Source organism: Nonomuraea sp. NPDC050451 (genome assembly GCF_044458585.1).
In genome coordinates, this window is record NZ_JBITHZ010000002.1 from 162,306 (window position 1) to 184,773 (window position 22,468).

The window sequence follows — 22,468 nt, forward strand, 5'->3', positions numbered from 1 at the left end:
GGCAATGCGGCGCGGGCGCTTCGGGACCGGAGGGTCGGGGCCGGAGGGTCGGGGCCGGCGGGTCAGCCGGGGCGTTCGCTCAGGCCGGTGAGCCGGACCAGTGCGGCGAGCCCGTCCGCGCTGCCCGGCCAGTGCCGCTCCACAGCCGCCATCCCGGCCCGGCGGACGACCGACCGCAGGACGGCGGCGACGATGATGGCGTCGTCGGCGTACCCCAGCACGGGGATGAAGTCAGGGATGAGGTCGAGCGGGAAGGCCAGGTAGGCCAGCAGCAGGCCGAGCCGGATCCGTACGCCGCGCGGCAGGGTCCGGTCGGCGGCCAGCCGCCGGACGAGCCACACCATGTCCGGCAGGAGCCGCAGAGACTCGCGCAGCAGCCCGCCACGCGGACGGACCACGGCCAGCGCGACCACCAGCGCCAGCCACGACACCGCCAGCGCGACCACCAGACCGATCACCAGGTCCCACCACCACGTACCGGTCATGACCTCTCACCTTCCCCGGCGGAAACCATCAGGAAACACCCGCCGCTCTACAAAGGATCCCGCACCTCACGAAGGGATCATCACCATGAACCACGCCATTACGGCACGCCTCGCCGGCCTGGCCTGCGCGATGCTGACGTTCGCCGCCGCCGCCGCGCCCGCGACCGCCGCCACCTCGGAGATCGGTGACGTGCAGCAGGCGCTGGACGTACTCGCCCGCACCAGCGGGGTGGTGGGGACGATCGGGGAGGTGTACGTGGACGGGAAGCGGGTCGGGCAGGGCTCGGCGGGTTCGCGGCTCCTCGGCGGCAAGGGCGGGCGCGTCCCCGCCGGCTCCCGCTACCGGATCGGTTCGCAGACCAAGCTGCTGACGGGGACGGTGGTGCTCCAGCTGGTCAAGGAGGGCAAGCTGGGGCTGGAGGACAAGCTGAGCGACCTCCTGCCGGAGGTGGCGAGCCAGGACATCGTGGAGCGAGCCGACGAGATCACGGTACGGCAGCTGCTCCGGCACACGTCCGGCATCCCGAACTGGTTCACCCCCGACCTGGTCGACATATACGACTTCACCACCTATTTCCCGCCGATCGACCTGGTGAAGAAGTCCCGCAGCCAGCCGCGTACCGGGGAGCCGGGCGAGAAGTTCTCCTACTCCAACACCAACTACACGCTGCTCGGCATGATCATCGAGAAGGTGACCGGCCGCTCGCTGGCCGCCGAGTTCGCCCGCCGGTTCTTCGCCCCGCTCGGGATGAGCCGTACGTACCAGGCGGTCAAGCCGCCGCAGGCCATCAAGGGCCCGCACGGGCACGGCTACAGCACCGACGCCGAAGGCAAGGTGCACGACATGGACCGGCTCAACGCCAGCTACGGGAACGGCGCCGGAGGCGTGATCTCCACCTCGCGCGACATCAGCGCCTTCTACCGCGCCTTCAACCAGGGCAAACTCCTCCCGCCGACCCTGCAGAAGCTGCTCACCGACCCGCCCGAGAACACCCCTTCCCAACCGCCCCTGTGCGGAGGCGACCCGCAGCTGCGGGTGACCTCGGGCGGCACCGCCAGCTTCACCTCCTTCACCTTCAGCTCCACTGACGGCCGCATCCAGTTCGCGACGTCCACCACGACGAACACCAAGGACCCGGCCGCGATCAGCCGAGCCATCAACCATGCAGCGGAAGCCGTCCTCTGCCCGGGCAAGTAGAACGAACCACCTGCCGCCCACGTCCCCCCGCCAAAGCCGAGACCCGCCGGACGCGGGGGCCACCCCACGCGACACCGCACCCAATCCAACCGACGACGAGCCACGACTCGAGTTGGAGGCCGCAGCAAGCCGACACCCATGCGACATCGCCGGCCGGACACGAGACGGCGGACGCGAGACGGCGAGCGCGAGACGGCCGGGCGCGGCGGACGCGGTGCTGGCGAGCGCAAGCCGACGGGGCGCGGGGCGGACGCGGTGCTGGCGAGCGCAAGGCGGCGGGGCACGAGGCGGCGAGCGCGGCGCGAGGGGCTCGGGGCGGCGGGCGAGTGGGCCGGCGGAACGGGCCCGGCTTGCGACACCGCCAGTCGACCTCCGCTCTCGCACACCGCCGCCTCCGACCTTAGTGAGCCGTCCAGGCGCAATCCGGCCATGCGCGGCGCTGGCCGGGCGCGGTGCTGGCCGGGCGCGGTGCTGGCGGGGCAAGCCGGCTGGACGCGAGGCGGCGAGCGCGGCGCGAGGGGCGGGACACGAGGGGCGCGGGGAGGCGGGTGGGTAGGTCGGTGGAACGGGGCTGGCTGAGGGTAAGGGCCCGGGTGGAGGGTTGGAACGTTCCTGGGCTGGTCGGACAGAATTCGGCAACGAGGGACGCCATAGGAAAGCCTGAAGGGATTAAATGGTTTACAGGTAGGAAATAGCTCTTACGGAGGCGGTGTCCATGAAGCAAGCACTGGCGACGATCGTGAAGCCGCTGCCCGACCACCTGTTCCGGGTGCACGGCGCGAGCGCGGAGATGCGGTGGGAGGCCATGTCGGGCCAGGGATACCACACTCCGACCGACCGGTTCTTCGTGCGCAACCACACCGCCACGCCGATCATCGACGTCACCACCTGGCGGCTGCGGCTGCACGGGGCGGGCGTGCGATGTCCGCGCGAGTTCAGCTACGACGAGCTGCGGGCCATGCCGTCCCGGACGTTCGACGTGGCGATCGAGTGCGCCGGGAACGGGCGGCGCTTCTACGGCACGCAGCAGCACGACGCCGCGCCCGGCACGCAGTGGGGGCTCGGGGCGATCGGGGTGGCGCGCTGGCGCGGGGTGCCGCTGAAGTACCTGCTCAAGCAGGCCGGGGTGCTGCCGGGCGCGGTGGATGTGCTGGCCACGGGGCTGGACGCGCCGTTCGAGGGCTACGGGCACGTACGCAGGCCGCTGCCGATCGACAAGGCCATGGACGACGTCCTCGTCGCCTATGAAATGAACGGCGAGCAACTGCCCCCCGACCACGGATTTCCGGTGCGGCTGGTGGTGCCGGGATGGGTGGGAATAGCGTCGATCAAATGGCTGGGTGAAATAGAAGTTTCAACGAAAGAACTCTTCACGCCGTGGAACACGGTCTTTTACCCGGACGTCACGGCGCAGCCGGTGAAGAGCGCGTTCGAACTCGCCTGGAATGCGCGCCTGCCCCGCTACGGCCCGCACATCGTGCGCGGACGGTCATGGTCGGGGAGCGGCAGGATCGTCCGGGTGGAGGTCAGTCTCGACGCCGGGCTGAGCTGGCGGACGGCCGACCACCACGGACAGCACCTGGTCAGCGCCTGGCTGCCATGGCACATTTCATGGGCCCCCCGGCGCACGGGGGCGCACGTGCTCATGGCGCGCGCCACCGACGAGACCGGAACCACCCAGCCCCTGGTCACGCCGCGTCATCCGTTCGGGTATCACTTCGACGCGGTCGTGCGGCATCCCGTCGAGGTCGTCAATGGATAGGTAATTGTCACCGACCGAGGCTGAGCTGGACATTCGCTAAAAGCTGGTACGGCGCACCTGAATTCATCTGAAAGACTCGCGCGGAAACCTTCCAGAAATCCCGTCATGCGATGCTGCACAGATCACGGGAAAAGGAGAGCAGATGCGCCAGCTGACCGCACTCGACGCCCAGTTCCTCAATGTCGAGACCGCGACCACCGCCGCGCACGTGGCCGGGCTGGCGATACTCGACCCGGCCGACGGCGCGGTCAACAGGGCCGCGCTGGCGGAGCTCCTCCTCGAACGCCTGCACCTGTCGCCCGCACTCAGCCTCCGGCTCGCCGAGGTGCCGCTCCGGCTGGACCATCCGTACTGGGCGGAGGACCCCGAGTTCGACCTCGGCAACCACCTGTTCGAGCTGACGCTGCCCGCTCCGGGGGACGACTGGCAGCTCGCGGACGCGGTGGCGGAGATCCACGCGCGGCGGCTGGACCGGGCGCACCCGCTCTGGGAGATGCATCTGATCAACGGGCTGACGGACGGGCGGGTGGCCGTCTACACCAAGGTCCACCACGCCGCCATCGACGGCGTCTCGGGCGCGGAGACGCTGGCCACCCTGCTCGACCTCACCCCGGACGGCCACCTGAAGAGGCGGGACATCCCCACCGCGAGCGCCGACCGCCTGCGCCGCCCCGGCCCCCGCCCCACCACCGCCCCCATCCACGCCGCGAACGACACCCGCCCCACGACCGCCGCCGTTCAGGTCGCGGACGACACCCGCACCCCGGAGGGCGTCCCCGGGCTGGCCGCGATGCTGGCCGGGGCGGCCATGCGGACGGCGACCCACCCCGTGCGGGCCGTCCAGTCGGTGGTCAGGGCGGCCGAGGACCTCGACGCCATCCCGCTGGCGGCGGGCATCCCGGGCGCGAAGCTGATCGCCAAGGCCGCGCGGCTGGTCGCCGGTGACCGGCACCACCGCCCCGAGCTGCCCAGCCTCGCCGTCCCGCGCACCCCGTTCAACGGCCCGATCAGCGCCCGCCGCCACCTGTCGTTCGGCTCGCTGTCGCTCAAGGACGTCAAGAACGTCGCCAAGGCCCACAGCATGAGCGTCAACGACGTCGTCATGACCCTGTGCGCCTCGGCCCTGCGGTCATGGCTGCGGGAGCGCGACGCGCTGCCGGAGACGCCGCTGATCGTCGCCGTCCCCGTGGCGATCCGTACGGCCGGCGCCAAGGACCTGGTCGGCAACCAGATCTCCGCCATGGTCGCCCCCATGCCCACGAACGTTCCCGACCCCAAGGAGCGCCTCCAGGCCGTCGGCTCCGTCATGGGCCGGGCCAAGCGGCGTTTCGCGCTGGCCCCGGCGACCTGGCTGAGCGAGCTGTGCTCGGTGCTGCCCGCCCCGCTCACCAGCCTGGCCACCCCGGCGATCTTCCGCCTGGCGGGCATGGCGTTCCCGCCCATCAACCTCATCATCAGCAACGTGCCGGGCCCGCAGTTCCCGCTGTATCTGTGCGGCGGCAGGGTGCTGTCGTACTACCCGCTGTCCGTGCTGACCGACGTGAGCGGCGGCCTCAACATCACCTGCTTCTCCTACGACGGCATGCTCGACTTCGGCATCGTGGCCTGCCCCGAGCGCATGGACGACGTGTGGGGCCTGCTCGGCCATCTGCGCACGGCGCTGGACGAGTTGTTAGACGAGCGAGTGGGCGATGAGTTCCGCGACGGCGTCGGGATCGATCTGGTGGCCGGTTAGCTGGCAGAGATTTTCCTGGTAGAGCAGCACGGCGGCGAACGTGGCCGCCGCCACCTCCAGCCTGGCCGCGTCCCCGCGCGCCCCGGGCAGCGCCAGCTCCAGCGCGAACCTGGCGCGCCTGATCAGCTCGCCGTTCAGCCGCCCGAGCCGTTCCTTGACCGAGCCGTGCGTGTCGGCCTCCCTGAACAGGATGCGCCGCATCGCCGGCGAGGCCCGCAGCGGCAGGCCGCGGGCGAGCTTGGACAGCGTCCGCGCCGGATCGCCCGGCACGGCGTCGACCTCCCGCCCCTCCTCGACCAGCGTGCGCTCGTCGACCAGGGCCACCAGAACGTCGATCTTGCGCGGGAAGTAGTGGAAGATCAGCCCTTTGGGCACTTTCGCGAGCCGCGCGATGACCGCGGTCGGGGTGGCCTCGTAGCCGCCGCCCGCGAAGAGCTCCTCGGCCGCGTCCAGGATGCGCGTGCGCGCGTCACCGATCACCACAGCTCGCACCATAGCGTCACCCGCGACCGCCCCGCCATCCCGCGGAAGCGAGACCCACGTGTCCACCCGCCGCCGATCGGGGGGTGCCATCGGGCCTGCTCAGGGAAGGTGCGGATAATGGCGGAATGAGATCGATAGGCACCACGGAGCTGTCCGTTTTCCCGATATCGCTCGGTACGAACGTCTTCGGCTGGACCGCCGACAAGGAGTCCTCTTTCGCCGTCCTGGACGCGTACGTCGAGGGCGGCGGCAACTTCATCGACACCGCCGACGTCTACCCGTACTGGGTGACCGGCGAGTCCACGTCAGAAATGATCATCGGCGAGTGGATGCACGTCCGCCGCAACCGCGACTCGCTCGTGCTCGCCACCAAGGTCGGCATGCTGGAGGGCCTGACCGGGTTGGCCCCGGCGACGATCCGGACGGCGGTCGAGGACTCGCTGCGCCGGCTGCGTACCGACTACATCGACCTCTACTGGGCACACGTGGACGACCACGACACCCCGCTGGTGGAGTCGCTGGCGACGTTCGACGCGCTGGTCCAGGAGGGCAAGATCCGGTACGTCGGCGCGTCCAACTACGGCGCGGACCGGCTGGCCGAGGCCCTCAAGATCTCCAGCGACGAGGGGCTGACCCGGTACGTGGCGTTGCAGCAGCAGTACAACCTGGTCGAGCGCGGCTACGAGAGCGAGCTGCGGGACGTGGTGGCCCGGGAGGGGCTGTCCAGCACGCCGTACTTCGGGCTGGCCCGCGGCTTCCTGACGGGCAAGTACGCGCCCGGCGTGACGATCGACAGCCCGCGGGCCGGGATGGCGGCCGAGTACCTGCAGAAGGAGCACGGGCGCCGGGCGCTGGAGGCGCTGCTCAAGGTGGCGGCCGAGCAGGAGGTGGCCCCGGCCACGGTGGCGCTGGCCTGGCTCGCCGCCCAGCCGACGATCGCGGCCCCGATCGCCAGCGCCCGGGACGTGACGCAGCTCCAGCCGCTGCTGGCGGCCGCCGAGCTGACGCTGACGGAGGAGGAGCTCGCCCTCCTGAACGAGGCCTCCCGCGCCTGACACAACAGGGCCGACGGGCCGTGCCCGCGCGCCGTCAGCGGGCGCGGTCCGACAGGGAGACGCACAGGGCGCGCAGGTCGGCGGCGTCCGGCAGGTGCTCGTCCATCACCGCCACCGCCGCCGCGACGTACCGCTCCGCCTGGGCCTGCGCGGCGGCCCGGCCGCCGGCCTCCTCGACGAGGCGGGCGGCGTGGTGCACGGAGTCCTCGTCCGAGAACCCCTCTGCGAGCAGGTCGGAGAGCTCGCGGGCGGCGGGGTGGTCGGCGGCGAGGGCCGCGAGGACGGGAAACGTCTTCTTGTCGCGCCGCAGGTCGGAGTAGACGGGCTTGCCCGTGACGCGCGGCTCGCCCCAGATGCCCAGCATGTCGTCGACGATCTGGAACGCCACCCCCAGATCGCGCCCGGTCTCCCACATGAGGTCGCCGAGCTCGGGAGCGCCGCCCAGGGCCACCCCCGCCGCCGCGGCGGCCGCCAGCAGGCCGCCCGTCTTGCCCGCGACCATGTCCGTGTATTCGGCGATCGTGACCGCTTTGGGCCCGCGCCACGGCCGGTTCTCGAAGGCCATGTCCGCGGTCTGCCCGTTGACGAGCTCGATCAGCGCCGCCGACAGGTACGTCATCGCCTCGGGCCGTCCCGCGAGCTGGTTGACGGCCAGGGCCAGGAGGGCGTCGCCGGTCAGGAGCGCCGGCCCCACCCCGTACGCCTTCCAGAGCGCCTCCCGGTGCCGCCGCCGCTCGTCGTGGTCGATGATGTCGTCGTGCGCCAGCGAGAAGGCGTGCACCAGCTCCACCGCCACGGCCGCCGGGAGGGCCGACTCGGCGGTGCCGCCCACGGCCTCGGCGCTGAGCATCGCGATGGCGGGCCGCACGCCCTTGCCGCCGTCGCCTTGGTGCGGCCTCCCGTCGGCATCCGACCAGCCCAGCGCGAACGCGGCCATCCGGGCGCCCCACGGATGCAGGCCGGAAACCGCCTCGCGGAGGGCCGGGTCGAGCAGGGCCCGGCAGCGTGCCACGGCGGCGCCGCCTGGCTGATTGCTGAGATTCAAACGGTACTCCAACCCCGGTACGATCTTGAATCTACATGCACAAGCATGTGATACTCCACCCCGAACATTGACGTTTGTCAGGAAATGTCCGTCACTTGAGATGGACATCATGGAGGTTCGCAGTGTCGCTGGGCGGCGTGCCGTCGCATAAGGCCAGAACCCTTCCCTTCCTCCGATCCTTGGCCAAACACTCGCGAACACCCGTACACGCTTTCGAAGAGGCGAGCGACCGCGCCGGCGGCTCGCTCGTCCGGCTGAACATGGGTCCCTTCCGGCCGTACCTCGTCACCCACCCGGATCACGTCCAGCACGTCCTGAAGAGCAACCAGCCCAATTACGTCCGGGCCGGCATGTTCTGGGACCCGCTGGCGCCGCTGCTCGGTCAGGGCATCCTGTCGGAGGGCGAGGGCTGGGCGGCGAGCAGGAAGATCCTTCAGCCGGTGTTCACCGCCAGGTACGTCAACTCGCTCACCTCGCGCATGGCGCAGATCATCACCGGGCTCATCGACGCCATCGTCGTCCCCGGCCGCCGCTTCGACGTCGCCGAGGTCGTCTCGGCCCTCATCCACCCCACGATCGTGCGGCTGTTCCTGGGCGCGACGATCTCCGACGACGACATCAACCGGCTGGCCCCCGCCTACGACACGGGCGTCACGGCCAGGTCGATCAGGTTGCTGCTCCCATCCGTGCCGGAGCGCTTCCCGCTCCTCGGCGACCGGGCGTTCAAGCAGGCGATCAAGACCATCGACGAGGTCGTCTACCCCCGCATCCGCTACGCCAAGGCGCGCGGCGGCGCGGAGGCCGACCTGGTCTCACGACTGGTCAGCGCCCGCCAGAGCGAGCCCGACGCGGACCGGCTGATCAGGGACGACATGGTGGCCATCCACGGCGCCGCCACGGAGACCTCCGTCACCGCGCTCACCTGGGTCTGGCCGGTGCTGGACGCGCACCCGGAGATCGCCGCCAAGGTGTACGAAGAGGTCGACCGGGTGGTCGGGCGCGGGCCGGTGACCGTCTCGCACCTGCCCGAGCTCACTTATCTGAAGCTGTTCATGGACGAACTCGTTCGTCTCTACCCTCCGGGCTGGATCCTGCCCCGGACGGCGGCGGCGGCCGACCGCATCGACGGCGTCGAGATCCCGGCCGGGGCCACGATGGTGCTCAGCCCCTACCTGACGCACCGGCTGCCGGAGTTCTGGGAGCGGCCCCTGGAGTTCGACCCCGAACGGTTCGCGCCGGGCAACGACCGCGTGCGGCACCGGTACGCGTACTTCCCGTTCGCGGCGGGGCCGCACGTCTGCCTGGGGCCGCACCTGTTCATGATGGAGGCGCTGCTGCTGATCGCCGGGATCCTGTGCAAGTACCGTCCGGTGCTGCACACGACCGGGCCGGTCACCCCCCGCCTCACCTCGACGCTACGGCCCCCCACCGGGCTGTCGATGACGCTCGTCCCGGCGGGGCGCGCGTGAACAGCCTCGACGTCGCGGGCGACCTGGGCAGGACCAGCGCGCTCGCGGTCGAGTGCGCCCGCCGCCTCGCCGCGCACGCCGCCGAGCACCCGGAGCTCTTCCCGGCCAGGCCGTTCGACGCGGGCTTCTTCCACTCGCTGGGACTGGTCGGCGCGTTCGGCTCCCCCTGGGCCGCGGCGGAGGAGTTATGGGCGGTCAACCGCGCCGCGCTGTGGGTGTTCGCGGTGGACCTGCGCGTCGATCACGAGGCCACCTCACGCGAGGAGGTGACCGAGCTGGTCGCGGAGTGCCTGGCGGTGGCGGACGGGCAGGCGCCGCGCAGCCCGCTCACCCGGGTGCTCGCCGAGCTCCGCGACGGCTTACGGCGCGATCCCCGCTGGCGCGACCAGCTCGAACGCATGCTGACCGCCATGCTCAAGGAGTGGGACTGGCGCGAGTCGAAGGCCGGCCCCGCCCTGGAGACGTACGTCGCCAACGCCGACAGTTGCGGCTCCTCGTTCGTCAACCTCTCGCACTGGCTCCACACCGGCGACGCGTGGACCCTCACCCATCTCGACCTCGTCCGTGAAGCGGGTGACGAGGTGCAGCGTTACCTGCGGCTGCTGAACGACCTGGCCACGTACGACAGGGAAGCCCGCTGGGGCGACGCCAACGCCCTGACGCTCGGCGCCGGGCGCGATGAGGTGGCCCGGCGCATGGCCCGGCACGCGCGTACGGCGGCCGAGTTGATCGCCCCGCTCCACGAGACCAGCCCGAGAACCGCGCTCTATCTGGAGCGCCAGATCGGCTTCAACACCGGCTTCTACGGCGTTTCTGACTACTGGGGAGAGCTGTGAACATCGCCCAGGAGGCGGACGCGCTGATCGCCACGCTGATGGCAACGCCGTGGGGGCAGGTGTCCGCCTCGATCTACGAGACGGGGCGCCTGGTCACGCTGGCCCCGTGGCTGGCCGGACATGACGAGCGCATCGACTATCTCGTACGGACCCAACGACCGGACGGGGCGTGGGGCGCGCCGGACGGCTACAGCGTGGTGCCGACGCTGAGCGCCACGGAGGCGCTGCTGACCGCCGGGGCCACGGAACCCGCCCGCAAGGGGCTGGCCGCGCTGCACCGGCAGCTTCCGCGGCTGACGGACCTGCCCGACATGCCGGCCGCCGACCTGATCGTCCCGGCGCTGATCGCCCTCATCAACGCCCACGGTGCGGGCGACCCGCTGCCGCTGCCGCCCGGCCTGGACTCCTCCCGGATCGAACGCGTCCGGCGCGCGGTGTCCTCCGGCGCCACGCCGCCGGAGAAGCTGCTGCACGCGCTCGAGGTCGCGGGCCTGGTCTCGGGCGGCCAGAACTCCATCCGGCCGACGGCGATCGGCACCGTCGGCGCCTCCCCCGCCGCGACCGCCGCCTGGCTCGGCAGCGGTGCCCTCCCCGACGCCGACTCGGCCAGGCGGCACCTGGAGGCGGTCGTCACCAGGTACGGCGGGCCGGTCCCCGTCGGGCTGCCCATCACCGTGTTCGAACGCGGCTGGGTGCTGAGCTGGCTGGCCCGCGCGAACGTGCCCGTCGAGGTGCCCCCGGAAATGGTGGCGGACCTCAGGGCGGCGATCGGCCCCAGCGGCACGCCGGCGGGACCGGGACTGCCCGCGGACGCCGACACGACGTCCGTCGCGCTGCACGCGCTGGCGCTGCACGGCATGGCGCGCGATCCGGAGAGCCTGCTGGCGTTCGACGCCGGGGAGCACTTCTGCACCTGGCAGGGCGAGGACGGCTTCTCCATCAGCGTGAACGCCCACGTGCTCGACGCGTTCGGCGCGTACGCGGCCTCCCGGCCCGACCGGGCGGACGCGTACGCGGAGGTGCGGGAGAGGCTGGCGCGGCTGCTGGCCGAGCGGCAACGGCCGGACGGGAGCTGGGACGACAGGTGGCACGCTTCGCCGTATTACGCCACACTGAGTTGCGTGCTGTCGCTCAGCGAATACGGCGGCCCCGGCTTCACCTCCGCCGTGGCCAGGGCCCAGGCGTGGGTGCTGTCGACGCAGCGCCCCGACGGGTCGTGGGGCCGCTGGTCGGGCACGCCCGAGGAGACGGCGTACGCGATGCAGCTGTTGCTGCTGCCCGAGGCGATGCTCGATCGCGAGGTCGAGGAGGAGCACCAGCAGGCCGCAGCCCGCGGCTACGCATATTTGCAGCAGACAGGCGAAATGTCGGATTACCCGCCCCTGTGGCATGACAAGGACCTTTACACGCCGCTAGCAGTAGTCCGAGCGGCGATCCTGGCAGCCCAGCATGTCTATACGAGCCTAGCCCTAACTGGACAGATCCGGATGTAATACCACCGATCGGGATTTGCCCGCCTTGAGCGGGGTTTGAGGCATTGCTAAGGTATCCCGGTGCCGAATCCAAGAAATGGCCTCATATGCCTTGACATCCGGCTTAACGCAACCCCCGACCTGGACGGCTAAATATGCGTTTGCGCAACTTCGGCGTGCGGACAAAGGTGACAGCGCTGTTGGTGTCGCTGGTCGCGCTGTGGGCATTCGCCGCCTGGGTCACCTTGCGCGAGGGGGTGAACCTGCTCGGCGCCACGACCGTCGACAGCGGTGCGGTGCAACCCAGTGAGCGCCTGCTCGCCGAACTTCAGCGCGAGCGCCGCCTCACGCTGGTGTCCCTGGGCACCGGCGAGCGCGGCCCCGACAAGCTCATGCGCGATCAGCGGGCCAGGACCGACGCCGCGCACAAGGAGCTCGTGGAGTCGGCGACCAGTGCCAGCGTCCAGTTCGCGGCCGACGCCCCGCTGGCGCGCCGCATCGACGAGGCACTGACGACCGCCGAGGGAATCGACGCCGTCCGGAAGGGGATCGACGGCGGGCGCTCAGACCGCGGCCGGGCGGCCGACGCCTACAACCAGCTCATCGACTCGCTCTACCGCATGTTCGACTCGGTAGCCGCGCTTGACGACAAGGAGATCGCCAAGGACGCCCGCACCATGCTCCAGATCAGCCGGGCGAGCGAATCTCTGGCGCGCGCGGACGCGCTCGCCGCCGGCGCGCTGGCCAAGGGTGGGTTCACCCCGTCGGAGCACACCGAGTTCGTGCAGCTGACGGGCTTCTACCACATCTCACTCGACCAGGCCGCGGTCCAACTCCCGGCCGAGGACGCGGCCGCCTACAGCGCCTGGGCGAAGAGCCGCGCCGTGTCCCAGCTGCGCACGCTGGAACAGCGGATCGCGCAGGAGTCCGACGGCATGGCGCCGACGGTGACCAGCACGGAGTGGCGCACGGCCACCGAGTCGGCCCGCGTCGCGCTGGAGAAGTTCATCGCCGACGGCGGTGACCGCCTCGTCGACCGGGCCGTGCCCGGCGCCGTCGGCATCATCCTCCGGCTCGTGCTGGCCGGAGGTCTCGGCCTGATCGCGGTCGTCGCCTCGATCGTGCTGTCGATCACCACGACCCGGCAGCTGCTCTCCCAGCTGCAGAAGCTGCGCGACGCCGCGCACGAGCTGTCCGACGACCGGCTGCCCGGCGTCGTCGAGCGCATCGGCCGCGGCGAGGACGTCGACCTGGCCAAGGAGGTACCCGCGCTGGACTTCGGCGACGACGAGATCGGCCAGGTGGGCCAGGCGTTCAACACCGTGCAGCGCACCGCCATCAGCGTCGCCGCCGAGCAGGCCGAGCTGCGCCGCAGCATCCGCGACATCCTGCTGAGCCTGGCCCGCAGGACGCAGGGCCTGGTCCACCGGCAGCTCACCGTGCTCGACGTCATGGAGCGCCGCGAGACCGACCCCGAGGAGCTGAAGGAGCTCTTCCGGCTCGACCACCTCGCCATCCGCATGCGCCGCAACGCGGAGAACCTGATCGTCCTGTCCGGCTCGGCCCCCGCCCGTACGTGGCGCCGCTCGGTCCCCATGGTGGACGTGGTCCGCGGCGCGCTGGCCGAGGTCGAGGACTACACCCGCGTCACGCTCATGCCCATGGGCGACGTCGTGCTCGTCGGCCGCGCCGTCGGTGACGTCATCCACCTGCTCGCCGAGCTGATCGAGAACGCCGTGTCGTTCTCGCCCCCTTACACGAACGTGCAGGTCAGCGGCCAGCTCGTGGCCAACGGGTACGTGATCGAGATCGAGGACCGGGGCCTGGGCATGAAGCCCGAGGACCTCGATGCCGCGAACGAGCGCATCGCGGACCCGCCCGAGTTCCGCATCACCGGCACCGCCCGGCTGGGCCTGTACGTGGTCAGCCAGCTGGCCAGGCGCCACGAGATCCAGGTGGTGCTCAAGGCGTCGCCGTACGGCGGGACGACGGTCGTGGTGCTGCTCCCGCAGGAGCTCGTACAGCTCGATCCCACGCCCGAGCCGCAGGACGGCGGCCGGCGCGAGCGGCTGCCACGCAGGACGACGGCGGTGGCCGCGGCGGCCACCGGGATGGCCACCGGCGCGCGGCCGGTCACCGGGGAGAACGTGCGCACGCTCAAGCCCGCGCGCCCGATTCCGGTTCCGGCACCGGTCCCGGCGCCGGTCCCCCAGCCTTCCCGCCCGATCACCGCTGTGGAGACACAACCCGAAACGCCAGCCGAACCGGAGCAGAAGCCTGTGACCGAGTTCACGTCGAACGGGCTGCCCCTCCGGGTGCCCCAGGCCAACCTGGCGCCAGCGCTGCGGGACGACACGCCCACGCAGCCCGACTTCGAGGAGGACGATGACGAGCGCTCGCCGGAGGAGATCCGCGCGATGATGGGATCTCTGCAGTCAGGCACCCGTCTTGGCCGCACCGAGGCCGCCAAGATGCTGGATGAGCAGTCTGGAGATGAGGCATGACCCCTACCTCCGGCACCGACCTGAACTGGCTGCTCGACGACCTCGTCGGCCGTGTCAAGGAGGTCGAGCACGCCATCGTGCTGTCGTCCGACGGCTTGCTGATGGCCTCCTCCGCCGCGCTGCAGCGGACCGACGGCGAGCACCTGTCCGCCGTCGCCTCCGGGCTGCAGAGCCTGGCGAAAGGCGTCTCGGACCACATCTCCGGCGGCTCCGTGCGGCAGACGGTCGTGGAGTGGAAGAACCAGTTCCTCATCGTGACCACGGCGGGCGAGCGCGCCTGCCTGGCCGTCCTGTGCGCGCAGAACGCCGACATCGGGCTGGTGGCGTACGAGATGGCGATGATGGTGGCCCGCGTCGGCCAGTACCTCACCTCGGGTGCCCGCAACGCCGAGGCCGTGGCCAGGAGCGACCGGTGAGAGGCGCGGACGAACCGACGGATGAGCACTGGGTGGATCCGGAGATCATCCGCCCCTACGTGGTCACCCGCGGCCGCACGCAGCCCGTGCACGGCCGGTTCGACCTGATCTCCATGGCCCTCGCGGTGGGCCCGCTGCCGGGCCCCGACGCGGGGCTCGACCCGGAGCACCTGCGCATCCTCCAGCTCTGCCGCGAACCCAAGTCGGTCGCCGAGATCGCGGCATACCTCGACCTGCCGGCCGGCACCATCCGGGTGCTGCTCGGCGACCTGTTCGACCGCGAACTCGTCTCTGCCCAGGAACCACAATCCGAGGTGGACATGCACGACATGAAGATGTACAGGGCGGTGCTCGATGGTCTTCGCTCGCTCTGAGCGTCCGCGCCTGCCGACGGCGATCAAGATCCTGATCGCGGGCGGCTTCGGCGCGGGCAAGACGACGATGGTGGGCGCTGTCTCCGAGACCCGGCCGCTGCGCACCGAGGAGGTCCTGACCGACCGCGGGATAGGCGTCGACGACCTCACCTCGGTGGAGGCCAAGCGCACCACCACCGTGGCGATGGACTTCGGCCGGATCACGCTGGGCAACGACTACGTCCTGTACCTGTTCGGCACACCGGGCCAGGAGCGGTTCTGGTTCGTGTGGGACGAGCTGGCGGAGGGGTCGCTGGGGGCCGTCATCCTGGCGGACACGCGACGCCTGGCCGACTGCTTCCCGTCGGTCGACTACTTCGAGCGGCGCGGGACGCCGTTCGTGGTGGCCGTCAACTGCTTCGAGGGGTCGCCCACGTTCGAGCTGGACGAGGTACGGCTGGCACTCCAGCTCAGCCCCTCCGTCCCGATCATCATGTGCGACGCCCGCAAGCGCGACTCTAGCCGCGAGGTCCTGATCGCCCTGGTCAAACACTCGGCCCGGCTCCGCGCCGAGCCGGTCGGCAGCTAGCACCCGGGAGGCGCCCGTTCATCAGGGGCGCCTCCCGGGGTTCTTCAGCGGAATCGGTCCGTCGCGGCGATCATCTCCGCCATCATGTCCTTCCCGCCGTGTCCCTCGCCGCAGACCACGAGCTCGCTGCCGGGCCAGCTCTTGTGGAGCTCCCAGGCGGTCTCCAGGGGCCCGCTCACGTCGAGCCTGCCGTGGACCAGCACCCCCGGGATGCCCTTCAGCAGGTGTGCCTGCTCCACCAGGTCGCCCTTCTCCGGCAGGAAGCAGTCATTGCCCCAGTAGTGGGTCACCAGCCGCGCGAACGTCATCCGGAAGACGGGGTCCTGGAAGTGCGGGTTCGGCTGGTACTGCGGGTCGAGGCTCACGTGCGTGTCCTCCCAGTCGCACCAGTCGCGGGCGGCCTTCTCCCGCGTGCCCGGGTCGGCCAGGAGCCTGGCGTAGGCCGCGGCCAGGTTCCCGTCACGGTCCTGCTCGGGCACCCCGTCGCGGAAGCGCTCCCACTCCTTGGGGAAGACCCGTCCCACGTCCCGGGTGATCCACTCGATCTCCTTGCGGCGGCCCGCCGTGACCGCCAGCAGGATCACCTCGCTCACCCGTTCCGGGTGGCGCTGCGCGTAGGCCAGGCTCAGGGCCGAACCCCACGAGGCCCCGACCAGCTGCCACTTCTCGATGCCCAGGTGCGCACGCAGCAGCTCCATGTCGGCGATGAGGTGCTGGGTGGTGTTGACCGACAGGTCGGTCTCCGGCAGCCCGGCGTTCGGCGTGCTGCGTCCGCACCCCCGCTGGTGGAACAGGACGATCCGGTACGCCTCGGGGTCGTGGAACCGCCGCCAGTTCGCCGAGAACACGCCCCCTGGGCCACCGTGCACGATCAACGCCGGCTTGCCCGCCGGGTTGCCGCTCACCTCCCAGTAAACCTGGTTGTGGTCGCCCACGTCGAGCAGGCCCTGGTCGTACGCTTCGATCGGAGAATACATACGCGCCAAGGTAAGGGCTCATGATGGGACGGTGAACTATCTCGACACCTTGATCGCCGTGGCCGATGACTGCCCTGTCGAGAGCAGCGTGGTGCCCACCCCCCGCGCCGGGAAGAAGACCGTCGCGGTGCTGCAGTACGAACTCCTCCGCGAGCGGCCGTTCCAGCTGACCCAGGAGGACGTCCTGTTCCTGTCCTGGCTGATGCGCCAGTCGGGTTTCGAGGACAGGACGGACGACGAGGTGAGCGCGCTGCGTGACGCCTTCTTCGCCAAGGATCAGCCGTGCCTGCGGGCTTCGCCGCTCCCCAAGAAGTACGGGTTCGGATTGCTGGCCGACGCCGAGGGGCGGCTGGCCCTGTGCCCGATGGAGTCCGAGGCGTACCGGGCCGGGCTGGAAGACGGCGCCGTGACCGTCCTCAAGGCGCTGCGCTCGAGCCGCCGCTAATTGCCGCCGGCCGGGACGTAGGTCAGGTTGAGCACACCGGTCTCGAACGTCTCCGACTTGACCAGCTTCAGCGCGTGGGTCGGGCCGTCCTCGAACAGCCGCTGCCCATGGCCGACGGCGATCGGGTGGACGAGCAGGTTGAGCTCGTCGAGCAGCCCGTTGGCCAGCAGCCACCGCACGGTCGTCGCGGAGCCGGACACCTGGATGTCACCGTCGACCTTCTCCTTGAGCTCGCGCAGCTCGGCGGCGACGTCGCCGTTGACGACGGTGGTGTTCTCCCAGTCCGCCTTCTCCAGGGTGCTCGACACGACGTACTTGGGAACGGCGGCGAAGGTCGCGGCGACCTCCTTGTCGCTCTCCGCCGACGTCCAGTACGCGGACCACTCGTCGTACAGCTTGCGGCCCATCAGCATCGCCGCCGCGCTCTGCATGCCCGCCTCGACGACGGCGCCCATCTCGTCGCTCCAGTACGGGAAGTGCCACTGTTCGGGCGACTCGACCACGCCGTCGAGGGAGATGAAGAAGCTCGAAATGATCTTGGCCATGGTTCCGTTCCTTGCGTCTTGGAGGCGCCCTTTTCGGCGTGCTCAGAGCATAGGCAGGAGGGAATCCGCAGATCTTGTACAGAAGCGACACGGCCCCGGGGAGCCGGCCTTACCTGGCGTTCTTGCGGGCCATCAGCACCTCGAGGCGCACCGGTTCGACGAACCGGCCGGTCGGGTCGGCCGCGAGCAGAGCGTCGGCGATCTCTCGTTCGAAGGCGGGCCGCCGATCGCCGAGCAGGCGCCGCAGCGGCAGCGACGTCGAATACAGGTAGCCGATGATCCGCTTCGCCGTCCACGACCGCTCGAATTCATGGACCACCCGGGCGACATGGGGAAACGGCGAATCAGCCAGCACCACCGTATGAGGCTTGGCCGGCGTCCCGGCGGCCGTCGCCGGAAGGGGGCCCAGGAACCGGTGCTGTACTTCTTCGATGGCGTGCTGCCAGGCGGTGATCTGCCGCGCCAGGCAACCGTCATTGGCGATCACCACACCGCCTTCGTCCTCCACCATGCCGCCCAGCGCCTCCAGCACCTGCTCCCGCTCCATCCAGTGGAACGAGCGCCCCATGGTGACCAGCCGGAACCGCCCCAGCCCACCCGGCAGGTCCGCCGAGCCGCCGCGCACCCAGGTCACGTTGCCGACCTCACCCGCGAGCGCCTGGCGGGCGGCCTCGGCGAGCATGTCCGGCTCAGGATCGACGCCGACCGCCTCCGCGACGTGCCCGGCGAGCGGAAGGGTCAGCTGACCGGTGCCGCAGCCCAGGTCGAGCAGGCGCCCGGAGCCGTCGAGCCCGAAACGACGGATCAGATCGTCGAAGAACACCCCTGGATAACCCGGACGGAACCGCGCGTAGAACCGGCCCGTCCCGGCGAACAGCCCATTCCCAGACACGTTCCATTAGTATCCGTGCCGGATCATCCTCGACCAGTACTCCAGTGACAGTTCGCGATCATGGTTCGGATCTGCGGACAGCGGCGTGAAGCGTCGATACCGGGACGAGATCTCCGCCTGCGATGATCAACCCCGGCCCGGCCCCGTTTCGAGGAAGACGACCGCATGAGGCTTTGGGCGCTTGCCCTGACGATCACGTCCGTTGCCATGATCGTCCCGCCGTCGGCCGTAGCCGAGGCTCGCCTCGACCCTGTCGCCGCACTGCGCCGCCAGCTCGCGAGCGGCAACGGCGTCGAGGCTCGCCTCGACCCTGTCGCCGCACTGCGCCGCCAGCTCGCGAGCGGCAACGGCGTGACGTTCTCGAACGTCCTGGTCTCCACATCCTGGGATGGAGAGCCGCTGACTTTTCGGCGGTTGATCAGCAAGTCCTAGGAGCCCCTCGCCCTGACCTGTGGCGATATGCGGCTGAGCAACCCCGGAACGCTCAAGGCCCTGCTCGCCAGCACCAAGGCCAAGTACCCCGCCGGCGTGTATGACGGCACCCGCACCACCCTGCACGAGGGGATCATCACGCTGGGCGAGGTCGCCAAGGCGGACCCCGACCTCCTTGTCGGCGCAGATCGACCCACAGGCAAGTACGCAGGAGTCCGCATCGACTGGAAGCTCTGGATAGGGCAGGACCAGCTCGTCCGCCGATGCCATGTTTCCTACTTGCTGCCCGGCGTTCCGGGGATGGACGACTTCGACCCCCTGCAACTCGTCGAGGACGTCCGGTTGTCGCGGTGGGGCCGCGCGACCGACATCAAACCGCCTGCAGCCGATCAGGTAGCGACCCACGACGAGCTCATCAACATCCCCGAATAGACCCTCGCCAACGGCGGCCCAGGCTCGCCGACCGCCTTTCCGACGAGTGGGGAACGTCCGGCCGTCGTCGCTGCCAGCGGAGCTTCACAACGCGAACTCACCACCACGGCTCGGTGTCGCATGAAGGTAGATCATGTTCGTGGTCGTCACGGGACAGGCATACCGCCACTCACGCCAATCTCATCTGCGCAGGTCAGCAATGGTTCGCTACTAAACGCAGCCAAGATCTCTTGTCGTACGTCTCCGGTCTATCGTCAGAACTGCACTCGTTCCCGGCGCCTTGCCTCCCCGCTTTCCGCCTCTGGGTCTCGCGATCTTCCAATCTTTCTCATGCAGGCGAGAACTCAGGTCGGGGCTTCGGGTGAAAGAGGGTGACAACACCGAGGAACGGAGCACAGGCTTGACGGCTGATGTGAGCCTGGAGGACGCGGAGCTCATCCAGCGGTCCAGGCGCGATCCCACCGCCTTCGCGGCCTTATTCGACCGGCACGCACCCGCCTTGCACCGCTATGTGACGCGGCGGCTGGGCGACTCACTGGCCGACGACGTCGTGGCGGAAACCTTCTTGACTGCCTTCAAGCGCCGCGCCCGCTACGACGTCAGTTACCTCGACGCCCGTCCGTGGCTGTACGGCATCGCCGCCAACCTGATCGGCAAGCACCGTCGTGCAGAACAGCGGTTCTACTTCGCCTTGGCAAGGACCGGCGTCGACGGGGTGGCGGAGAGCTACGCCGATCGGGTCGAAGCTCGGGTGTCGGCGTCGGCGGCGCAGCGCGATCTCGCGGGGGCGCTCGCGGTGCTGTCGCCGGAGGATCGCGAGGTGCTTTTGATGATCGCATGGGCGGATCTGAGCTACGAGGAAGTGGCGCTCGCCCTTGGCGTCCCCATCGGCACGGTCCGCTCGCGGCTGCATCGCGCCAGGAAGAAGACGCGCGCGGCGCTGGGCGGCGTTGATCCGTCCGCCATCGTGGTGGATGAGGAGGAGGCAAACCGTGGATGACCTGAAGATCCTCGCCGGGATGCGGGCGGACGCACCGTTGCCGGACGCCGATCGGCTACGCAGGCTCCGCCGCCGGGCGACACGGCGCGGGCGTAGGTTCGCGATCATGCCGTCCCTGCTCGTCGCAGCCGTGGCGGCGGTCGTGATCGTGGTGGTCGCCGTCTCGGCGCTTCAGCGGACCTCGGAGGTGCGGCCCCTGCCCCCCGTGGGGACGATCCTGCTGAACTCGGAGACGGTGCTGGAGCGGGCGGCCAAGACGGTTGAGAAGCGGGCCGCCGCACCGGAACCCCGGCCCGATCAGTGGGAGTACACCAAGATCTTCAATGTCCAGCCTGCGGACGGCCAGACCAGGACGCACGAGAGCTGGCTGCGCTACGACGGCAAGCAGAGCGCCGGACGGGATCCAGAGGGGAACTTCCGGGTGCAGGATATTCCACCCGATCCGGGGGATGACGACCTGTCGCCCCAGCAATACCGGAAAAAACTGCTCAAGCTTCCCACCGATCCGGACAAGCTGCTCGCCCATGTCGCAGGCGACCGGCACTGGATCGACTATCCCAAGGAGAAGGGGGTGCCCAAGCAGGTCGAGGACCCGGCCTCGCGTGCCTATCGCATCCTCTCGCTGTATCTGAAGCAGGAGGCGGTCATGCCGCCCAAGCTCGAGGCGGCCATCTTCCGCGCGCTGGCGAAGATTCCGGGGGTGAAGATCGAACAGAACGTCAGGGACGCGACCGGGCGAACGGGGCTGGGCCTGTTCCGGTCCACTATCGGCGAGGAAGTCCGACGCCGCTACCTCATCCTCGATCCGCGCACCTATCGGGTCATGGCCGATCAGTCGATCTGGCTGCGCGATGAGATGATCAGGGGGGAGGTGGCATTCCGGAAGGGTGCGGTCTACGCCGATGTGTGGCTCGCGACCGGCATCGTCGACGAGCCCGGAGAGGTCCCCTAGCGTCTCGTGCTCTTGCCAACCAATTCTGTGAACCCACAGGCAGGGGCCCGCGTGGCGGGCCTCCCGGCCGCCTGAGATCCGTTGAATTGCCGAAGCACGGAGGCGTAATAGAGCAGGCAGCGTGTGGCGAGATGGGCCGTCGTCTGTTCCACGCCGGTCTGGCGGTCTTCCTGGTCAGGCCACGTGTCATCAAGGTGACTGCGGCACCAGGTGAGGTCGGGTCACGTGGCGACGGCCACCGCGCGATCATTCGGAGTTTGTGAAGGCCGGTTCGGCCGCGTCGAACCACGCCGCGCCGCGACCGCTTACGTGCGTGGACTACTTGCCGACATCGATCGCAAGAATTGCTGGAACCTGGCCCAACACGCCGGGCTTGCTGGCCCGCAGGCGCTGCGGCGGCTGCTGCGCACCGCTCGCTGGGACGCCGACGCGGTACGCGATGACGTCCGCGCTTTCGTCATCCACCGGCTCGGCCCCGACGGCGTGCTGATCGCCGAACCAACAAGGGCGGCGGTTCGGCGGGCGTGCAGCGGCAATACAGCGACACCGCAGGCCGGATCGAGAACTGCCAGATCGGCGTCTTCCTGGCCTGCGCCACCCCGGCGGGACGGACGCTGCTGGACCGGCGGCTCTACCTGCCCGAGCACACCTGGCTGGCCGACCCCGGCCGCTGCCTCGCGGCCGGTGTCCCGGACGAGATCGCCTTCGCCACCAAGCCCGCCCTGGCCACGGCCATGGTGCCGGCCGCCCTGGAAGCCGGCGTCCCCGCCCACTGGGTGGGCGGCGATGAGGTCTACGGCCAAGACCCGCGCCTGCGCGCCGCCCTGGAGGGACGCCGACTGGGGTACGTCCTGGCCATCGCGGGCAACCGGCGACTCGAGCTCGAGGGCGTCCAGGTGAGCGCGGCCGAGGTCTCAGCAAGAGTGGCCGACCGGCACTGGCACCGTTACCGCGCCGGAGCGGGGGTCAAGGGACCACGCTGGTATGCCTGGGCCCGGGCCCGCATCGACGAAAGCGAGACCCAGGGGTATCGGTGGCTTGCTGATCCGGCGCAACCTCACCACCGGCGAGCTTGCGTTCTACCGCTGCTACGCGCCCACCCAGCAGCCGCTGATGGCCCTGGTCAAGATCGCAGGAACTCGGTGGGCGGTCGAGGAGTCCTTCCAGACCGCCAAGGGCCAGGTCGGCCTGGATCACTACCAGGTGCGCGGCTGGACAGCCTGGCATCGGCGCATCACCTTGGCCATGCTCGCCCTGGCCCTGCTGGCCGCCGTCGCCGCCGCCCAGCCGTCCAGCATCACAGATGAACGCATCCCACTGACCCTGCCCGAGATCCGCCGACTGCCGGCCACCCTGCTGCTGACCCGGCACTACCCAATCAGCGATGTCCT

At 70.0% G+C, this 22,468-nt stretch carries 22 protein-coding genes and 1 pseudogene; 17 read left to right on the plus strand and 6 right to left on the minus strand.

Annotated elements, in window-relative coordinates; all coding sequences use genetic code 11:
- Positions 1-62 precede the first annotated feature (62 nt).
- Positions 63-485, minus strand: a complete 423-nt coding sequence (locus ACIBI9_RS06820) for a YkvA family protein (protein WP_397220976.1) — start codon at positions 483-485, stop codon at positions 63-65.
- An 85-nt stretch (positions 486-570) separates the two neighbouring features.
- On the opposite strand from ACIBI9_RS06820, the gene ACIBI9_RS06825 reads away from it, so the two are divergent.
- The 3 genes from ACIBI9_RS06825 to ACIBI9_RS06835 all read left to right on the plus strand — a co-directional run bounded on the left by ACIBI9_RS06825 (position 571) and on the right by ACIBI9_RS06835 (position 5,180).
- Positions 571-1,683: a serine hydrolase domain-containing protein gene (locus ACIBI9_RS06825; RefSeq protein ID WP_397220978.1), complete on the plus strand. Its 1,113-nt coding sequence runs from the start codon at positions 571-573 to the stop codon at positions 1,681-1,683.
- A 715-nt stretch (positions 1,684-2,398) separates the two neighbouring features.
- Complete coding sequence (locus ACIBI9_RS06830; RefSeq protein WP_397220979.1) at positions 2,399-3,445, plus strand: sulfite oxidase; 1,047 nt, start codon at positions 2,399-2,401, stop codon at positions 3,443-3,445.
- 142 nt (positions 3,446-3,587) lie between these two features.
- On the plus strand, positions 3,588-5,180 hold the full coding sequence (locus tag ACIBI9_RS06835) for a wax ester/triacylglycerol synthase family O-acyltransferase (RefSeq protein ID WP_397220980.1): 1,593 nt from the start codon (positions 3,588-3,590) through the stop codon (positions 5,178-5,180).
- On the opposite strand, the gene ACIBI9_RS06840 is transcribed toward ACIBI9_RS06835, so the two are convergent.
- A complete protein-coding gene (locus tag ACIBI9_RS06840) occupies positions 5,118-5,663 on the minus strand; it encodes a TetR/AcrR family transcriptional regulator (protein WP_313047253.1) in 546 nt (181 codons plus the stop codon). The two genes, ACIBI9_RS06835 and ACIBI9_RS06840, sit on opposite strands and share 63 nt — an antisense overlap.
- Positions 5,664-5,788: 125 nt before the next feature.
- On the opposite strand from ACIBI9_RS06840, the gene ACIBI9_RS06845 reads away from it, so the two are divergent.
- The gene (locus tag ACIBI9_RS06845) at positions 5,789-6,718 is read left to right on the plus strand and encodes an aldo/keto reductase (protein ID WP_397220981.1); all 930 of its coding nucleotides are present in this window, start codon (positions 5,789-5,791) and stop codon (positions 6,716-6,718) included.
- A 34-nt stretch (positions 6,719-6,752) separates the two neighbouring features.
- Here the strand turns inward: ACIBI9_RS06845 and ACIBI9_RS06850 are convergent, their stop codons facing one another.
- Complete coding sequence (locus tag ACIBI9_RS06850; protein ID WP_397220982.1) at positions 6,753-7,763, minus strand: polyprenyl synthetase family protein; 1,011 nt, start codon at positions 7,761-7,763, stop codon at positions 6,753-6,755.
- Positions 7,764-7,942: 179 nt separating this feature from the next.
- Between ACIBI9_RS06850 and ACIBI9_RS06855 the strand changes: the two genes are divergently transcribed.
- The 7 genes from ACIBI9_RS06855 to ACIBI9_RS06885 all read left to right on the plus strand — a co-directional run bounded on the left by ACIBI9_RS06855 (position 7,943) and on the right by ACIBI9_RS06885 (position 15,402).
- Complete coding sequence (locus ACIBI9_RS06855; RefSeq protein WP_397220983.1) at positions 7,943-9,232, plus strand: cytochrome P450; 1,290 nt, start codon at positions 7,943-7,945, stop codon at positions 9,230-9,232.
- Positions 9,229-10,068 carry a terpene synthase family protein gene (locus tag ACIBI9_RS06860; RefSeq protein WP_397220984.1) on the plus strand — a complete coding sequence of 280 codons (840 nt, stop codon included), beginning with the start codon at positions 9,229-9,231 and terminating at the stop codon, positions 10,066-10,068. The genes ACIBI9_RS06855 and ACIBI9_RS06860 overlap by 4 nt, the downstream gene beginning before the upstream one ends.
- Positions 10,065-11,561, plus strand: coding sequence for a prenyltransferase/squalene oxidase repeat-containing protein (locus ACIBI9_RS06865; RefSeq protein ID WP_397220985.1), 1,497 nt, complete (start codon positions 10,065-10,067; stop codon positions 11,559-11,561). Before ACIBI9_RS06860 ends, ACIBI9_RS06865 begins: the two co-directional genes overlap by 4 nt.
- 167 nt (positions 11,562-11,728) lie before the next feature.
- Positions 11,729-14,044: a nitrate- and nitrite sensing domain-containing protein gene (locus ACIBI9_RS06870; RefSeq protein ID WP_397220986.1), complete on the plus strand. Its 2,316-nt coding sequence runs from the start codon at positions 11,729-11,731 to the stop codon at positions 14,042-14,044.
- Entirely contained in the window at positions 14,041-14,460 is a 420-nt protein-coding gene (locus tag ACIBI9_RS06875; RefSeq protein ID WP_185077532.1) for a roadblock/LC7 domain-containing protein, read from the plus strand. Before ACIBI9_RS06870 ends, ACIBI9_RS06875 begins: the two co-directional genes overlap by 4 nt.
- On the plus strand, positions 14,457-14,834 hold the full coding sequence (locus ACIBI9_RS06880) for a DUF742 domain-containing protein (protein WP_397220987.1): 378 nt from the start codon (positions 14,457-14,459) through the stop codon (positions 14,832-14,834). Before ACIBI9_RS06875 ends, ACIBI9_RS06880 begins: the two co-directional genes overlap by 4 nt.
- Positions 14,815-15,402 carry a GTP-binding protein gene (locus ACIBI9_RS06885; RefSeq protein WP_397220988.1) on the plus strand — a complete coding sequence of 196 codons (588 nt, stop codon included), beginning with the start codon at positions 14,815-14,817 and terminating at the stop codon, positions 15,400-15,402. The genes ACIBI9_RS06880 and ACIBI9_RS06885 overlap by 20 nt, the downstream gene beginning before the upstream one ends.
- A gap of 44 nt (positions 15,403-15,446) precedes the next feature.
- Here the strand turns inward: ACIBI9_RS06885 and pip are convergent, their stop codons facing one another.
- Positions 15,447-16,379, minus strand: a complete 933-nt coding sequence (pip, locus tag ACIBI9_RS06890) for a prolyl aminopeptidase (protein ID WP_397220989.1) — start codon at positions 16,377-16,379, stop codon at positions 15,447-15,449.
- A gap of 31 nt (positions 16,380-16,410) precedes the next feature.
- On the opposite strand from pip, the gene ACIBI9_RS06895 reads away from it, so the two are divergent.
- Positions 16,411-16,824 carry a DUF6157 family protein gene (locus ACIBI9_RS06895; RefSeq protein ID WP_397220990.1) on the plus strand — a complete coding sequence of 138 codons (414 nt, stop codon included), beginning with the start codon at positions 16,411-16,413 and terminating at the stop codon, positions 16,822-16,824.
- Here ACIBI9_RS06895 and ACIBI9_RS06900 read toward each other — a convergent pair.
- Positions 16,821-17,369 (minus strand): dihydrofolate reductase family protein, encoded by a 549-nt coding sequence (locus tag ACIBI9_RS06900; RefSeq protein ID WP_397220991.1) that lies wholly within the window; start codon positions 17,367-17,369, stop codon positions 16,821-16,823. The genes ACIBI9_RS06895 and ACIBI9_RS06900 overlap by 4 nt on opposite strands.
- Before the next feature lie 109 nt (positions 17,370-17,478).
- Positions 17,479-18,192, minus strand: a complete 714-nt coding sequence (locus tag ACIBI9_RS06905) for a class I SAM-dependent methyltransferase (RefSeq protein WP_397220992.1) — start codon at positions 18,190-18,192, stop codon at positions 17,479-17,481.
- 234 nt (positions 18,193-18,426) lie between these two features.
- Between ACIBI9_RS06905 and ACIBI9_RS06910 the strand changes: the two genes are divergently transcribed.
- The 5 genes and pseudogenes from ACIBI9_RS06910 to ACIBI9_RS06930 form a co-directional block, all read left to right on the plus strand.
- Positions 18,427-18,693, plus strand: coding sequence for a hypothetical protein (locus ACIBI9_RS06910; RefSeq protein WP_397220993.1), 267 nt, complete (start codon positions 18,427-18,429; stop codon positions 18,691-18,693).
- A 27-nt stretch (positions 18,694-18,720) separates the two neighbouring features.
- Positions 18,721-19,125: a hypothetical protein gene (locus ACIBI9_RS06915; RefSeq protein ID WP_397220994.1), complete on the plus strand. Its 405-nt coding sequence runs from the start codon at positions 18,721-18,723 to the stop codon at positions 19,123-19,125.
- A gap of 400 nt (positions 19,126-19,525) precedes the next feature.
- Positions 19,526-20,125 (plus strand): RNA polymerase sigma factor, encoded by a 600-nt coding sequence (locus ACIBI9_RS06920; RefSeq protein WP_397220995.1) that lies wholly within the window; start codon positions 19,526-19,528, stop codon positions 20,123-20,125.
- Positions 20,118-21,077 carry a CU044_5270 family protein gene (locus ACIBI9_RS06925; protein ID WP_397220996.1) on the plus strand — a complete coding sequence of 320 codons (960 nt, stop codon included), beginning with the start codon at positions 20,118-20,120 and terminating at the stop codon, positions 21,075-21,077. Before ACIBI9_RS06920 ends, ACIBI9_RS06925 begins: the two co-directional genes overlap by 8 nt.
- A gap of 210 nt (positions 21,078-21,287) precedes the next feature.
- Positions 21,288-22,346: pseudogene (locus ACIBI9_RS06930) on the plus strand (IS701 family transposase); the annotation flags it as partial.
- Positions 22,347-22,468 lie beyond the last annotated feature (122 nt).